This window comes from Streptomyces sp. NPDC031225 (assembly GCF_055570355.1).
In genome coordinates, this window is the sequence record NZ_JBVIHJ010000006.1 from 245,891 (window position 1) to 259,089 (window position 13,199).

The 13,199-nt window shown below is 69.3% G+C and carries 13 protein-coding genes; 6 read left to right on the forward strand and 7 right to left on the reverse strand.

Annotated elements, in window-relative coordinates:
• Positions 1 to 317: 317 nt before the first annotated feature.
• Positions 318 to 1,457: a PucR family transcriptional regulator gene (locus tag ACZ48Z_RS12845; protein ID WP_468735856.1), complete on the reverse strand. Its 1,140-nt coding sequence runs from the start codon at positions 1,455 to 1,457 to the stop codon at positions 318 to 320.
• Positions 1,458 to 1,543: 86 nt separating this feature from the next.
• Here ACZ48Z_RS12845 and ACZ48Z_RS12850 point away from each other — a divergent pair, with 86 nt between their 5' ends.
• On the forward strand, positions 1,544 to 2,599 hold the full coding sequence (locus ACZ48Z_RS12850) for a ferredoxin reductase (protein WP_468735857.1): 1,056 nt from the start codon (positions 1,544 to 1,546) through the stop codon (positions 2,597 to 2,599).
• Positions 2,600 to 2,606: 7 nt separating this feature from the next.
• Positions 2,607 to 3,725: a fatty acid desaturase family protein gene (locus ACZ48Z_RS12855; RefSeq protein WP_468735858.1), complete on the forward strand. Its 1,119-nt coding sequence runs from the start codon at positions 2,607 to 2,609 to the stop codon at positions 3,723 to 3,725.
• A gap of 121 nt (positions 3,726 to 3,846) precedes the next feature.
• Here ACZ48Z_RS12855 and ACZ48Z_RS12860 read toward each other — a convergent pair whose 3' ends face one another.
• From ACZ48Z_RS12860 to ACZ48Z_RS12875, 4 genes are all read right to left on the reverse strand, one after another.
• On the reverse strand, positions 3,847 to 4,533 hold the full coding sequence (locus tag ACZ48Z_RS12860; RefSeq protein WP_468735859.1) for a TetR/AcrR family transcriptional regulator: 687 nt from the start codon (positions 4,531 to 4,533) through the stop codon (positions 3,847 to 3,849).
• A gap of 40 nt (positions 4,534 to 4,573) precedes the next feature.
• Positions 4,574 to 5,329 (reverse strand): SDR family oxidoreductase, encoded by a 756-nt coding sequence (locus ACZ48Z_RS12865; protein ID WP_468735860.1) that lies wholly within the window; start codon positions 5,327 to 5,329, stop codon positions 4,574 to 4,576.
• A gap of 132 nt (positions 5,330 to 5,461) precedes the next feature.
• Positions 5,462 to 5,830 carry an MmcQ/YjbR family DNA-binding protein gene (locus tag ACZ48Z_RS12870; protein ID WP_468735861.1) on the reverse strand — a complete coding sequence of 123 codons (369 nt, stop codon included), beginning with the start codon at positions 5,828 to 5,830 and terminating at the stop codon, positions 5,462 to 5,464.
• Positions 5,827 to 6,222, reverse strand: coding sequence for an MmcQ/YjbR family DNA-binding protein (locus ACZ48Z_RS12875; RefSeq protein WP_468735862.1), 396 nt, complete (start codon positions 6,220 to 6,222; stop codon positions 5,827 to 5,829). Before ACZ48Z_RS12875 ends, ACZ48Z_RS12870 begins: the two co-directional genes overlap by 4 nt.
• A gap of 129 nt (positions 6,223 to 6,351) precedes the next feature.
• Here ACZ48Z_RS12875 and ACZ48Z_RS12880 point away from each other — a divergent pair, with 129 nt between their 5' ends.
• Entirely contained in the window at positions 6,352 to 7,287 is a 936-nt protein-coding gene (locus ACZ48Z_RS12880; RefSeq protein ID WP_468735863.1) for a helix-turn-helix domain-containing protein, read from the forward strand.
• A gap of 480 nt (positions 7,288 to 7,767) precedes the next feature.
• Here ACZ48Z_RS12880 and ACZ48Z_RS12885 read toward each other — a convergent pair whose 3' ends face one another.
• The gene (locus tag ACZ48Z_RS12885; protein WP_468735864.1) at positions 7,768 to 10,041 is read right to left on the reverse strand and encodes a M4 family metallopeptidase; all 2,274 of its coding nucleotides are present in this window, start codon (positions 10,039 to 10,041) and stop codon (positions 7,768 to 7,770) included.
• Positions 10,042 to 10,540: 499 nt separating this feature from the next.
• On the opposite strand from ACZ48Z_RS12885, the gene ACZ48Z_RS12890 reads away from it, so the two are divergent.
• The gene (locus ACZ48Z_RS12890) at positions 10,541 to 11,077 is read left to right on the forward strand and encodes a cysteine hydrolase family protein (RefSeq protein ID WP_468735865.1); all 537 of its coding nucleotides are present in this window, start codon (positions 10,541 to 10,543) and stop codon (positions 11,075 to 11,077) included.
• A 140-nt stretch (positions 11,078 to 11,217) separates the two neighbouring features.
• Here ACZ48Z_RS12890 and ACZ48Z_RS12895 read toward each other — a convergent pair whose 3' ends face one another.
• Positions 11,218 to 11,796, reverse strand: a complete 579-nt coding sequence (locus ACZ48Z_RS12895) for a TetR/AcrR family transcriptional regulator (RefSeq protein WP_468735866.1) — start codon at positions 11,794 to 11,796, stop codon at positions 11,218 to 11,220.
• Between the two features lie 91 nt (positions 11,797 to 11,887).
• Here ACZ48Z_RS12895 and ACZ48Z_RS12900 point away from each other — a divergent pair, with 91 nt between their 5' ends.
• Together ACZ48Z_RS12900 and ACZ48Z_RS12905 are read left to right on the forward strand one after the other, a co-directional pair.
• A complete protein-coding gene (locus ACZ48Z_RS12900; RefSeq protein ID WP_468735867.1) occupies positions 11,888 to 12,334 on the forward strand; it encodes an anthrone oxygenase family protein in 447 nt (148 codons plus the stop codon).
• Between the two features lie 340 nt (positions 12,335 to 12,674).
• Positions 12,675 to 13,109, forward strand: coding sequence for a DUF4267 domain-containing protein (locus ACZ48Z_RS12905; RefSeq protein ID WP_468735868.1), 435 nt, complete (start codon positions 12,675 to 12,677; stop codon positions 13,107 to 13,109).
• Positions 13,110 to 13,199: the final 90 nt, after the last annotated feature.

Here is a 13,199-nt window from a genome sequence, read left to right on the forward strand (position 1 = left end):
CGAGGGTGGGGGCCTTCCTTCTGGAGCAGCCGGCGCGCGGACCGACGCACATCCAAGGACGGCACCCGCCCGTGCCGGGTTCGGCGCCGACGGACCGCTGATGACGGGGAGGTCCGACGAGCTGGCTCGGTGTGGCCGGGTGCCGTGTGGCGGCTCCAGGTACGCCAGGGCGGCTGACATCGGTGGCGGAGCGTGGTGGCCGGCCTGCGGCCACCATGCCCCGCTCATGCCGCCCTCCCCCGAGCCGCATGAGCCGGCTCATCACACCGAGGACGCGGCACGGTTCCTGGACCTCTTGCGGACGGTCGAAGAACGCGTCAGCCGCCCTGCAGACCGACCGCCAGCGTCAGTTCGAGGACCCGTTGCGGCGACTCGAGATCCGGAAACAGCTCCCGAAGCTGCGACATCCGGTACCGGACGGTCTGGGGATGGACGAACAACGCCGCCGCCACCTCGTTCCGCCTGCCATGGTGCAGCAGCCACGCCCGCAACGTCTCCTCCAGTCGCCGTGCGGTCGCGACGGGCAGGGCCCGCAACGGAGCGAGGGCTCGGGCCCGTAGGTCTGCGAACGCCTCCACGTCGGCGCTCAGAACCAGCTCGGGCAGGTGGTCCTCGGTGTCGCGAACATCAGAGGAGAGGGAGCGCGCGCGTACGGCTCGTTCGTACGAGGCGGACGCACGAATCCATGGCCGCGCCGGGCCGACCACGGCGGTGCGGTCGGTCAGCTGCCTCAGGAGATGTGATCGGTCGGCATCGGGGACGAGCAGCACGCCGAGGGCGTCCGGCAGATCGTCGAGGACGAGGGTGCTCGGGTCGAGCGTGCGGTAGGCAGGCCGGGCCTGGGCGGCGGGCAGCAGGACCGCGGTCAGTGTCACCGGGGGCTGCCACCCGGCCCGTTGAGCAGAGGCCAGCAGCACGTCCGGGCTCGCGCCGGTGAGGAGGTCGCGGACCAGTTGTTCCAGGTGACGCTCATGAGCCCGGCCCCTGGCCGCCAGTTCGTCGGCGTGGCCCGCGGCGCTCGCGGCGGAGAGCTCGTCGATGTAGGCGAAGGTCAGCTCGGCGAACTTGGCGACCTCGGCGGCGGGCAGACCTGCGGGTACGGCACCCGCGGCCAGGCATCGCCAGGCCACGCGGGCGCCGACGCGGTAGGCGCTGAGCAGGGCGTCCATCGACCGGCCGTCGCGCACCTCGCCGCGGCCCAGCTCGTATGCTGCGTCCCCGGCGTCGGCGCCCGTGGCGTTCCCGCTCGCGAGGTCCAGGTAGTGTCCCAGGGCGGTGCGCACGGCTCGGCGGATGGTGGCGCCCATGCGGCCCGACAGGGCGTTGGCGTAGGGAGGGACCTCGTCGATGATCGCCTGGACGATCTCGTCGGCGGTGGTTCTCAGCGCGGCCCGAAGAACGGTGACCGTCGTCTCATCGAGGGCCAGTTCGGTGGCCCTGCGGATTGCATGGCTCATGTTTTGTTCCTTGCGAACAATTCAGTAGACCAGATTTACGTCCTACGGACAGGACTTTACGCCCTGAGACACAGCAAGCTGGAGTCATGACGAGTGCAGCCCTGCGCAGTAGGGCGTGGAAACTGCTGGAGATGGTGACGACGCCGCTGCTGCCGTCGGACTACCTCGACCTGGTCAGCCCGATGCGTGCGGGCGCCGACCTGCGCGGGCGCATCGAGGCCGTGCACCCCGAGACGGGTGACGCCGCGACCATCGTGATCAGGCCGGGCCGGGGCTGGCGCGGCCACAGAGCCGGTCAGTACGTGCGGATCGGCGTCGACGTCGACGGGGTGCGCCTGTGGCGTGCCTACTCGGTCACCTCGCCGACGAACCGTCAGGACGGCCGCGTCACGATCACCGTGAAGGCGATCCCGGACGGCAAGGTCAGCAACCACCTGGTCCGCAGGGCGAAACCGGGCACGCTGATCCAGCTCGACCAGGCGACCGGTGACTTCGTGCTGCCGGAGGCCAAGCCCGCCAAGGTGCTCTTCCTGACGGCCGGCAGCGGCATCACGCCCGTGATGGGCATGCTGCGCGACATCGAGTTCGACGACGCCGTCATGGTCCACTCCGCGCCCCAGCCGCACGACGTGATCTTCCGCAACGATCTGCACGACCTGGTCGCGGACAAGAAGCTGCGTCTCACCGAGCTGCACACCGACACGGACGGTCTGCTCGACATCGCCCGTCTCGACGAACTCGTGCCCGACTGGGCCGAGCGCGAGACCTGGGCCTGCGGGCCCGCGGGCCTGCTCGACGCCGCCGAAGCACACTGGACCGCGCACGGCGTCCAGGAGCGCCTGCACACCGAACGCTTCCGCCCCAGCATCGTCATCGCCGGCGACGGTGGCGAGGTCACGTTCAGCACCACCGGCAAGACCGTCGACGCGGACGGCGGGACGCCGTTGCTGGACGTCGGCGAGGAGGCCGGGGTGCTCATGCCGTCCGGGTGCCGTATGGGCATCTGCTTCGGCTGCGTCACACCGCTCAAGGCGGGCGCCGTCCGCGACCTGCGCACCGGCGAGATCACCGAGGCCGAGCCGGGCGTCCTCATCCAGACCTGTGTGTCCGCCGCCGCGGGCCCCTGCGACATCGAACGGTAGGAGCACTTTGACCGCCATCGACCCCACCGCCCACCTGACCGCGGAGCAGATCGAGGAGCTCGGCCGCGAGCTGGACGCGATCCGCGACGAGGTGATCGCCGACCGCGGCGAGAAGGACGCCGCGTACATCCGCAAGGTCATCTCGGCGCAGCGCAAGCTCGAGCTGGTCAGCAGGGGCGTGCTGTTGTTCTCGATCTTCCCGCCCGCGTGGCTGATCGGCACCGCGGGTCTGTCCGTGGCGAAGATCATGGACAACATGGAGATCGGCCACAACATCCTGCACGGTCAGTGGGACTGGATGCGGGACCCGAAGATCCACTCCACCACCTGGGACTGGGACCACGTCTCGCCGGCCGAGCAGTGGAAGCACTCGCACAACGAGCTGCACCACACGTACACCAACGTGATCGGCAAGGACAACGACCTCGGCTACGGCATCATGCGCGTCGACGAGGACCAGAAATGGCACCCGTTCCACCTGGGTCAGCCGCTGTGGAACTTCCTCAACGCCTGCTTCTTCGAGTACGGCATCGCAGCGTACGACCTGGAACTCGGCAAGAACCTGAACAAGCGCCGCCGCAAGAACCCGGAGTTCCGCGAGCGGGCCAGGGCCGTGGGCCGCAAGATCCGCAAGCAGGTGCTCAAGGACTACGTCATCCACCCGCTGCTGTCGGGCCCGTCGTTCCTCACCACGCTCGGCGCCACATTCACCGCGAACATGGTCCGCAACATCTGGACCCACTCGGTGATCATGTGCGGGCACTTCCCCGAGGGCGTGCAGGTCTTCGAGCGCCGGTCGATCAGGGGCGAGACGCGCGGCCAGTGGTACCTGCGCCAGATGATGGGCTCGGCGAACATCAGCGGCAGCAAGGCCATGCACTTCATGACCGGCAACCTGTCGCACCAGATCGAGCACCACCTGTTCCCGGACCTGCCGAGCAACCGGTACGCCGAGGTCGCGGTGAAGGTGCGCGCGCTGTTCGAGAAGTACGAGCTGGAGTACGTCACCGGGCCGCTGCCCAAGCAGGTGTTCTCCGCGTGGCACAAGGTCTTCCGGCTGTCACTGCCGAACAAGAAGCCCAAGGTCACCATGCCGGAACGCGAGCAGGAGCTCGTCGCGGCCTGATTCCCGGTATCGGTCCAGATCCCTCGGCGGCACCGGCGCCTCCCCCGATTCGGGGAAGTGCCGTTGCCGACGGTGGGCGACCGCGACGGCAGCGCTGCCGGGGGCTGTGAGCTGAGGAGGTTCAGGATCCGGTGCTGTAGCGGCTGAGCATGAGCGCGACGGCTTCGTCCACGATCGCGGCGTCAGTGGGGTCCGGCGGGACGAAGTCGGTCCGTACGAGTTGAGGCCACAGGAACTGGCCGCAGATCATGCCGAGGAACTGCTCGGCCACTGCGGATGCCGACTGTGGCCGGCCGTCGGCCGAACGGAAGTCGAGTGTGCCGGCCTGCGCTTCGGCGTTCAGGTAGTCGCGGAGCCGGTCGAAGAAGGGTCCGCGGTCGATGGCGAAGCCGGTGCCGACGATGTCGGCGAGTTCCGGCATCTGGGGAAGTTCGGTGATGATGAGGCGGCACAGCGCCGCCGTGCCGGGCCGCGAGACCAGGCAGGCGTAGTCGCGGCCGATGTGGTCCAGTCCGTACCGGGGATCGCCGGGCGGGGGCGGTTCGGCGTACTCCACGTCCAGCTGCCACTGTTCGGAGGTGACGGCCGCGAACAGGGCCGCCTTGGAGGGATACCTCTTGAAGAGGGTGCCGGTGGAGACGCTGGCTTCCCTGGCGATCTGGGCCAGGGAAGTCTTGTCGTATCCCCGGGCGAGGAAGAGGTCGCGGGCGGCGCGGATGATGCGCGCGCGGTTCTCCGCTTTGATCTGCGCGTGATACCCGGCCTGGCACGTGTCGCCACCGGTCACCGCTCGGTCCGCCACCGACATACCCACGCCCCTCGCCCGTCTCCCGGCCGCGTCCTCGCTGTCAGAGGACGGTCTGGCCACCGTCCAGGATAAGGTCCTGGCCCACCGCGAAGGCGGAGACGTCGGAGGCCAGGTACACGACGGCTTCCGCGACCTCCTCGGGCAGACCCATGCGACCCAGCGGGATGTTGGAACTGAGCCCGTCCAGGACCGCTGCCTGCACCGCGGGGTCCTCGATCCCGAGCTTGGAGTACAGCGGGGTGTCCACCGGGCCGGGGCTGACCGCGTTGAACCGGACGCCGTGCGACTTGAGCAGGTCCGCGTTCCACGACCGCATCAGGGAGGAGATGGCCGCCTTCGTCGCGGCGTAGGCGTTCGAGCGCCCGTAGCCGCCGTGCGCGCTGGCGGACGAGTTGATGATGACCGAGGACGGGTTGGCCAGCACCGGCACCAGGGCCTGGGTGAGGAAGAAGACGCTCTTGACGTTGATGTCGAAGAGCCGGTCGAAGCTGTCCTCGGTGTGGTCCTCGAACGGCCGCCAGTCCGAGACGCCGGCGTTCAGGAACACCACGTCCAGCTTTCCGAAGTGCTCACCCACCTGCTTCGCCAGGCCGCGCTGCGCATCGAGATCGCGTGCGTCGGCCTGCACCACCGGCACCTTGTCCCCAAGGATCTGCCGAGCCCTGTCGATGCTGGCCGGGGTGACGCCCGTGACCAGCACCTCGGCCCCCTCCGCGATGAAACGCCGCGCGGTCTCCAGGCCGATCCCGCTCGTGCCGCCGGTGATGAGGGCGCGCTTGCCCGCAAGACGAGTCATGTTCATTGTTCCTTGCCAAGACATAAGGTAAGTCGATGGACTCACCTCGTGAAGGTAACCCCCGCGCCGCCCCGATGACAAGTCGATCCACTTACCATCGGGCCGGGTCGTTCGCCGGGAAGCTCGCGGCGCTCATCGGGCACGGGGGCGGTCGCGTCGCGGCAGTCGCTCGGCGACCAGGCCGTAGGAATCCTCGACCGCGTCGGTGATCAGCCGCTCGGTGATGCCGGGTCCCGGACCCAGTGAGATCCAGTGGCGTTTGTCGAGGTAGCGGCCCGTGGTGATCGAGGCGTGGCCCCGTACTTGCGCGCGGGCGTGTTCGGGTTCGCACTTGACCGTGATGATCTGTTCGTCCGGGTCGTCGGTGACGATGAGGAACACCTTGCCCGCGACCTTGTACACGTCGAGGCCCGGGGTGAAGGGGTATCCGTGGCTGACGTCGGGGAGGGCCAGGGCCGCCCGGCGGGCGGTGTCCTGGAGCCGGTCACCGGCCGCGCTCACCGGGCCGCCCGCGGGCCGGTGCCGTAGGTGCGCGGGTCGACAGGCTGCTCGGCCTTGGGCAGATGGGCGACGACGAGCCGGTAGGAGTCGGTGACGAGCTCCCTGACAAGCTCCCTGGCGACACCTTCTCCGCTCTCCAGGGTGATCCAGTGCTTCTTGTTCATGTGGTAGCCGGGGGTGATGTGGCTGTACTGCTCCCGCAGGGCGTGGGCCTCGCCCGGGTCCGCCTTCAGGATCACGACGGGCCGCCCCGGGACGTCGGTCATCAGCAGGAAAACCTTGCCGCGCACCTTGTAGACCTCCCAGTCAGGACCGAAGGGGTGCTCCAGCCGGGCTCCGGGGAGTTCCTCCGCGCAGTCGGCGGCGGACTTGTGCAGGGCTGATCCGTTCATCGCTGGTGAGCCTTCTCTGGTGGTGACGGAGGGTGGCATCGCATGAGGCCCGGAGCGCGCCGCGCGGGCGCTCCGGCACGTCCCATCCTTCCGTCGATGCCGACGAGAAGGGGGGTAGGCTGCGGACACGTGATAGTCGACAAGCGACACTCCGGGCCGAGCAGCCAGGCCGGCCCGGCCGCGGTTCCGCTGTACGGTTTCCAGCCCCCGGTCGGTACCCCCTACGGCCTTGAGGTCAGTACCATCGAGGACTTCTTCGCCCAGCACGACGACTGGCCGTGGAACCCGCCCCGCCCGGGCCGCGCCACCTTCCACTACCTCATCGCCATCACCGAGGGTGAACTGCGGCACGACGTCGACCACGTCACGCGGACCCTCTCCCCCGGCCAGTGGCTGTGGGTGCGTCCCGGGCACGCGCAATGCTGGCATCCGCCCGGCGCGGCCCGCGGTCCGTTCATCCTGTTCGAACCGGACGTACTGCGGCCCGACCTCGCCCCGCTCCTCGCCCCGCTCACCGCGCACGAGGCCCCTGCCGTGCTCAGCCCGCACCCCGACGACGCCGCCTGGCTCCAGCAGACGGCACTCCAGCTCCTGGACGAACACCGCGCACTGGGACGCCGCCCCCTCGACATCCACCACGCCCTGCGCCGCAGCCTGCTCGAATCACTGCTGCTGCGCCTGGCCAACTCCCCGGGCATCGCCCCCGTCGGCACGGCCACGGCCGGCAGCGGCCGCGCCGACAGGTACGGGCGCTTCCTGGACGCCTTGGAACTGCACTTTCGCGAGCTGCACCAGGCCGCGGACTACGCCGAGTTGCTCGGCTGCTCGGTCCGCACCCTCAGCCGTGCCGCCCTGGACGCCACCGGCAAGGGAGTACGCGAACTCATCGACGAGCGGCGCCTCCTGGAGGCCCGGCGCCTGCTGGGAGCTGCCCGGTGGGATGCCCGCGCTGTGGCCGTCCACCTCGGCTTCACCGATCCCGCGAACTTCGGCCGTTTCTTCCGCGACCGCACCGGTCTCACCCCGGCCGCCTTCGCGGCCGGCGCAGCGAGGACCGACGCGTGACGGTGACCCGGCGGAGGCCTCGAACAGGGGCCGACGCGTCCCCGTGCAGCCGCGGGCGCGTACTGGCCGCTCGAAGAGGGTTCCGGTACCGCCACCGCCGACCTGACCGGCGGAGCCAACAACGGCACCCTGCAAGCAGGGGCGTCCTGGACCACCGGCAAGGTGGGCACGGGCGCGCTCAGGCCATCACCACGCAGGACAGTGCCCTCAGGTCCTATTTCACGGCCCACCGGGGTGAATTCCGGCACCAGTCGTTCGCCGCGGCACACGACGAGGTCCGCCAGGCGTACGTGTTGGACCGTTACCGGGCGACGATCGACCGCCTCACAGGATCGGCCCATGTGCGCGTGCACCACGCGGTGTTCGACGCCGTTCCGGTCAACTGACAAAAGCCCCCGCACATCGCCTGGCAGGGAGGTCTTTCACGGCCCGCTGCGCCGCCCGGATCCCGAAGGACCCGGGCGGCGGTGTGCCGACAGGTCAGGGTGTCAGCTGCCAGCGCGCGATGTACCCGACGTCGATGGACGCCCGGTCCTGCACGCGCAGCTTCCAGGTGCCGTTGAGCGGTTGTGCGGAGGCGTCGACCGTGAAGGTCTGGTCGACGTTGTCGGCGGAGCCGCCGCTGCGGTTGAGCAGGGAGTAGACGGTGCCGTTGGGGCCGACGAGGTCGACGGTCAGGTCACCGCGGTAGGTGTGGACGATGTTGACGTAGACCTTGGTGGTCGCGGATGCGTTGCCGTCGCGGCCGGTGATGGTCACCGGGGACTCCACGGCGGCCCCGTTGTCGGGGATGTCCACGCGGGTGGCGTTGGCGTAGACGTAGGCGATCTGCCAGCTGAAGGTGTCCGAGGTGCTCGCCCCGGTGCTGTCGGTCACCTTGACGGTGACGTCGCCGGTCCCGAGGGCGGTCGGGGTGCCGCTGATCAGACCGGTCGGGCTGATGGTCAGGCCCTCGGGCAGGCCGGTGGCCTCGTAGGTCAGCGTGGCGTCGGCGTTGGTGGTGTAGGCGTCCAACTGGAGGGTGACCGCCTGGTTGAGGCCGCTGATCTGGTCGGCGACCGGGGCGAGGTTGACGCCGAGGGCGATGCGGTTGCCGACGTTGATCGCGGCCCAGGCGTCGGCGACGGCGAGGTAGGTCGGGCTGTAGGCACCGAACAGGTCGGCGGCGGCGGAAAGGGTGGCGGTGCGCGCGCCGGCGTAGTCGGTCGTCGAGGTCATGTACGTCGTCAGCGCGCGGTACCAGACCGCTGCGGCGTTCTCGATGCCGATGCCGATGCCGGTGACGGGCCGGCCGTCGTAGGTCGGGCTGTCGTAGGAGACGCCGTTGACGGTCTTGGCGCCGCTGCCTTCGGAGAGCAGGTAGAAGAAGTGGTTCGCGGGACCGGAGGAGTAGTGGACGTCGATGCCGCCCAGGGTGGAGCTCCAACTGTCGCGCGAGGCGCCGTCCTTGGAGGGCTTGTCCATGTAACGCAGCGGGGTGCCGTCGCCGTTGATGTCGATCTTCTCGCCGACGAAGTAGTCGCCGGGGTCGGCCGACAGGTTCTCGTGGAACTCGACGGCGGCGGCGAAGATGTCGGAGGTCGCCTCGTTCAGCCCGCCGGACTCACCCGAGTAGAGCAGGCCCGCGGTGGCGGCGGTGACTCCGTGGCTCATCTCGTGGGCGGCCACGTCGAGCGCTGTGAGCGGGTGGGTGTTGCCCGAGCCGTCGCCGTAGGTCATGCAGAAGCAGGAGTCCTGCCAGAAGGCGTTGACGTAGTTGTTGCCGTAGTGGGCGCGGCTGTAGGCGGCGACGCCGTCGTTGCGGATGCCGTTGCGGCCGTAGGCCTCCTTGTAGAAGTCCCAGGTGGCCGCGGCCCCGAAGGCCACGTCGACGCCGGCCGTCTGACGGTTGGACGGCAGGCCGGTGCCCCAGACATCGTTGTCGTCCGTGAAAAGGGTGCCGGTTCCCGAGGTGCCCTGGTTCAGGTCGTACGTCTTGTGCCCGGCGCGGTCGGCGTCGGTGAGCTGGTACGTCGAGCCGGACAGGGTGGTGCCGAGCGGGACCGTGCCGACGTACTGGCCGGTGCCTTCGCCGGTGTGCACCTTCTCGGCGCTCAGGAGTTCCTTGCCGGTGCCGGCATCGGTGACGACCTGGAGTTCGCTGGGGGTGCCGTCCCTCTGGACGCCCTTGACGAGGGTCTCCCATGCCAGGACGGGCTTACCTGTTGCCGCCCAGACGACCAGGCGGGAGGCGTTGCCGGCTTCGGCGCCCGCGACCCGGCCCCGCTTCGAGACTTCGAGGGCCTTGGCGGTGGCGCGGGAGGCCGTGATCCCCGGGTTGAGCGAGGGCACCGCGAGCCGTGTCGCGTTGGCCTTGGTGACGGTCGTACGGCCGCCGCTGTCGTGGACGACGAGGTCACCGCCCAGGACTGGCAGACCGGCGAAGGTGCGCTCGTAGCGGGTGTGCGTGGTGCCGTCGGCATCCGCGATGACGTCCTTGACGACGAGCTTCTCCTTGGCGCCGAGGCCGATGCGCCGCGCCGTACCGGCGGCCGCGGACTGGGCGCTCTTGACCAGGGCGGTGCGGCGGGCGGGGGTCAGGGAGGTCTGGGCCGCGCCCGCCCGGGGGGAGGCAGTGATCTTCGCGCGCCCCGGGTCCGCCGGGGCCGCGCCGGCCGGGGTGGGGGTGACCACGACGAGCAGGGAGCCGATAGCGGTGAGGGCAAGGGCACTTGCGCGTCTGCGTCGTACGAGCGCGCGATGGGTCAGGGACAACGGGTTCTCCTTCGGTACAAGGGCCGGCCCGTGGTGGGGGCCGTGGACGAGGCGGATCGGCGGGGTGCGCCGGTCCGGAGCGCTGCACGGCATGCGGGTGGAAGGAGGTGGGGGGTGACGGGAACGTGGCTTGTCTCGCGCGCTGGACCTGTGAAGGAATTGTGATGTCCCGGAGAACATTGGCACCGCGTGCGCGAGATTGTCATGCAAGCATCAAGGTAACGGCTTGAATTGACCATGCCAGCCGGGCAAATCGCCACACGTGAACGCCGGTTTTCGGCCGTGGAGCGAGCAACAGCCCCTCGCGTCAGTCTCGTCGCCGAGCCGGGGACCGAGGGAGCGGGCAGGTTCGGGCTTCGGCGACGCAGCCCTCTACGTCACCGGCCCTACGCGCAGGTGGAGCGCCTGCGTATCCGGCCACCCCGTGCCGCCCAGCACCCTTCGGCAAAGACAGGGCGCAGCCCCTGTTGACACACCTTCCGGCGGGAACCCGGGGGCCATGAGCAAGACCGCACTGATCGTCATCGACATGATCAACACGTACGACCACCAGGACGCCGAACTACTGCTCCCCTCGGCCCGCAAGGTGGTTCCGGTCCTCTCCGACCTGCTCAGGACAGCACGGTCGCAGGACGTCACGGTGATCTACGTCAACGACAACTTCGGCGAGTGGCGCTCCCATCACGGTGAGCTGCTTGAGCAGGCCCTCGCGGGGCAGCATGCCGACCTGGTGGAACCGGTGAGACCGGACCAATCATCACTTTTCGTGCTCAAGGCGCGCCACTCGGTGTTCTACGAGACCCCGCTGACCTACCTGCTGCGCCAGCACGACATCGAGCGCTTGGTGCTGTCCGGCCAAGTGACCGAGCAGTGTGTGCTCTATTCCGCCCTCGACGCCCACATCCGCCACTTCGAGGTCGTCGTCCCGCGCGACGCGGTCGCCCACATGCACTTCGATCTCGCGGACGCGGCGCTGCGCATGATGGAGAGCAACATGGGTGCACGGGTGTGTGACAGCAGCGAGCTGTGGGACTGAACCGCGTCCCGATGCCTTCCGCACCGAACGTCGGCTGCTCCTGACTGGTCAGCGACCCATCGGCCCTGCCGCGGCAGGATCCGACCAGGCGGCTGCCCGCCCGGCCCGGACGGCGCGTCAGACCACAGCCAGCCGGCGCGTCAGATTACGGCCAGCCGGTCCACCAGCAGCTCCACCCGCGACTCGGCATCCTCCGGCAGCAGCCGTCTTGACCGGGTCAGTGTCGCCACCCCGTGCAGGGATGCCCAGAACACCTCGGTGAACAGACCCGAGTGGACGCCGTCGCCGGAAACCTCGCCAAGGCACTCCAGCAGCGCGGCGAAAGCGTCCTTGAGAGGCGCCGGAGTGTCCTCCTGCGCGTACGCCAGACCGCCGTCGAGCTGGAAGATGGCGTCGTAGACCGCCGGGTTGCGTGCGGCGAAGGCGAGGTAGGCACGCGCCAGGGCTGCGACCCGCTCACGCGGACCGTCCACGGCGGCGGTCGCGGCCCGCACCGCCGCCGCCAGCTCAGTGGCCCCCTGAAGGGCGACGGCGCCGATGATCTCGCGCTTGCCGCGGAAATGGCTGTAGAGGACGGGCTGGCTGTACTCGATGCTCTCGGCGAGCCTGCGGGTGGTGACGGAGTCCCAGCCCTGCTGCTCGGCGAGTTCACGGGCCGTCGCCACGATGAGGCGCTCACGCTCCGCCCGTTCGCGTTCCTTGCGTTCCTGTACCGACATGATTCGATTCTAGCACCGCTAGACAAGAGAGCGACAGTAGGTCTAGCGTTGCCTCACCAGCTAGCGACGCTAGATATCGAGAGGGTTCATCATGCTCAACGCACTTGAGGTCGTCACCACCGTGATCGTCGGCGTGATGGTGGGGGTGGAGTTCTCCGTCGCCTTCGTCATGAACCCGATCCTCAACGCCCTGCCCGAGGACAGCAGTCAACTCGGCCACGCCCACGGGGGCCGGATGCTCGGTGCGGTGATGCCGGTCTGGTACATCGGCTCGCTCGTCCTCGTCGGCATCTGGGCCGTCGCGGGACGGCACGACGAGGGCGCAGGGCTCGCCGTCATCGCCGGCGCACTGCTGATCCTCAGCGTGGTCATGTCGATCCTGCTGCTCGTCCCGATCAACAACCGGAACAAGACGTGGACCCCCGAGAACCGGCCCGAGGACTGGAAGCAGCAGCTGAGCCGCTGGGAGCGCCTCCACTACGCCCGCGTCGCCCTCATCATCGGCGCCTTCGCCCTGCTGGTCACCGCCCTCACCTGAGCACAGGGGCTCATCCGCCCGGTCGCCGGCCGCCTCTGCTCGGCCGGGTCCGCGAAGTCCGGCACCGCCGCCGCCATCCGCATTCCGCATTCATGACCCGGGCACCGACAGCCTCGAACTCCGCCGGCATCCGCAGGACGTCGACGCCGACGCGAACCCGGCCGGGCGCGCCATGCCCGTGTGCGCCCTCTCTACGCCGGTACGCGCCACGGCACGTCGTCGGACGCCCTCGCTACGCCCGCCATGGCACCGGCTTCTGTGCCGCCCGACCAGGCCCCGTACCACTCACCGGGCTCCGCCAAGCTGCACCAGGCTCACGGAGACTCGCAAGGAGAAAACCATGTCACTGAAGAAGATCAACACCGTCTTGACCGCAGCCTTCATCCTTTTCATCCTCTGGTTCGGGACGGAGTTCATCCTGAGCCCGCAGACGACGGCGCCGGGCTTCGGACTGCCCAGCTGGCCGTCCGGCGACGGCGGTGGCTTCTTGATCATCAAGGGAATCCGTGACGTCGTCTTAGGCCTGGTCCTGGGCATCCTGCTGGTGACGGGCCACCGCCGGGCGCTGGGCTGGGTGCTGCTGGTGGAGGCCCTCGCCGCCTACGGCGACATGACCACAGTGCTGTCCCACCACGGCTCCGTGGCCACCGCGCTCGGCGTCCACGGCCTGACAGCGACGCTGATGGTGGTCAACGGCCTGCTGCTGATGCGCGAGACCCGCAAAGTCGCGGCCACTGCGGCCACTGCGGCACCTTCCGCCCCGCAGCCCGCCTGATCGCATCGGCCCGAGGTGGCCCGGATCCCCGCCGGGCCACCTTGCCGCGTGCAGGTATCCGTGTTTCAGCACCCGCCAGGAAAGCAGCTG

Coding starts and splice junctions, on each gene's coding strand:
- ACZ48Z_RS12845 (WP_468735856.1), bottom strand. CDS start 1,457: ATGAGCCATGCAATCCGCAGGGCCACCGAACTGGCCCTCGATGAGACG.
- ACZ48Z_RS12850 (WP_468735857.1), top strand. CDS start 1,544: ATGACGAGTGCAGCCCTGCGCAGTAGGGCGTGGAAACTGCTGGAGATG.
- ACZ48Z_RS12860 (WP_468735859.1), bottom strand. CDS start 4,533: ATGTCGGTGGCGGACCGAGCGGTGACCGGTGGCGACACGTGCCAGGCC.
- ACZ48Z_RS12865 (WP_468735860.1), bottom strand. CDS start 5,329: ATGACTCGTCTTGCGGGCAAGCGCGCCCTCATCACCGGCGGCACGAGC.
- ACZ48Z_RS12875 (WP_468735862.1), bottom strand. CDS start 6,222: ATGAACGGATCAGCCCTGCACAAGTCCGCCGCCGACTGCGCGGAGGAA.
- ACZ48Z_RS12890 (WP_468735865.1), top strand. CDS start 10,541: ATGAGCAAGACCGCACTGATCGTCATCGACATGATCAACACGTACGAC.
- ACZ48Z_RS12895 (WP_468735866.1), bottom strand. CDS start 11,796: ATGTCGGTACAGGAACGCAAGGAACGCGAACGGGCGGAGCGTGAGCGC.
- ACZ48Z_RS12900 (WP_468735867.1), top strand. CDS start 11,888: ATGCTCAACGCACTTGAGGTCGTCACCACCGTGATCGTCGGCGTGATG.
- ACZ48Z_RS12905 (WP_468735868.1), top strand. CDS start 12,675: ATGTCACTGAAGAAGATCAACACCGTCTTGACCGCAGCCTTCATCCTT.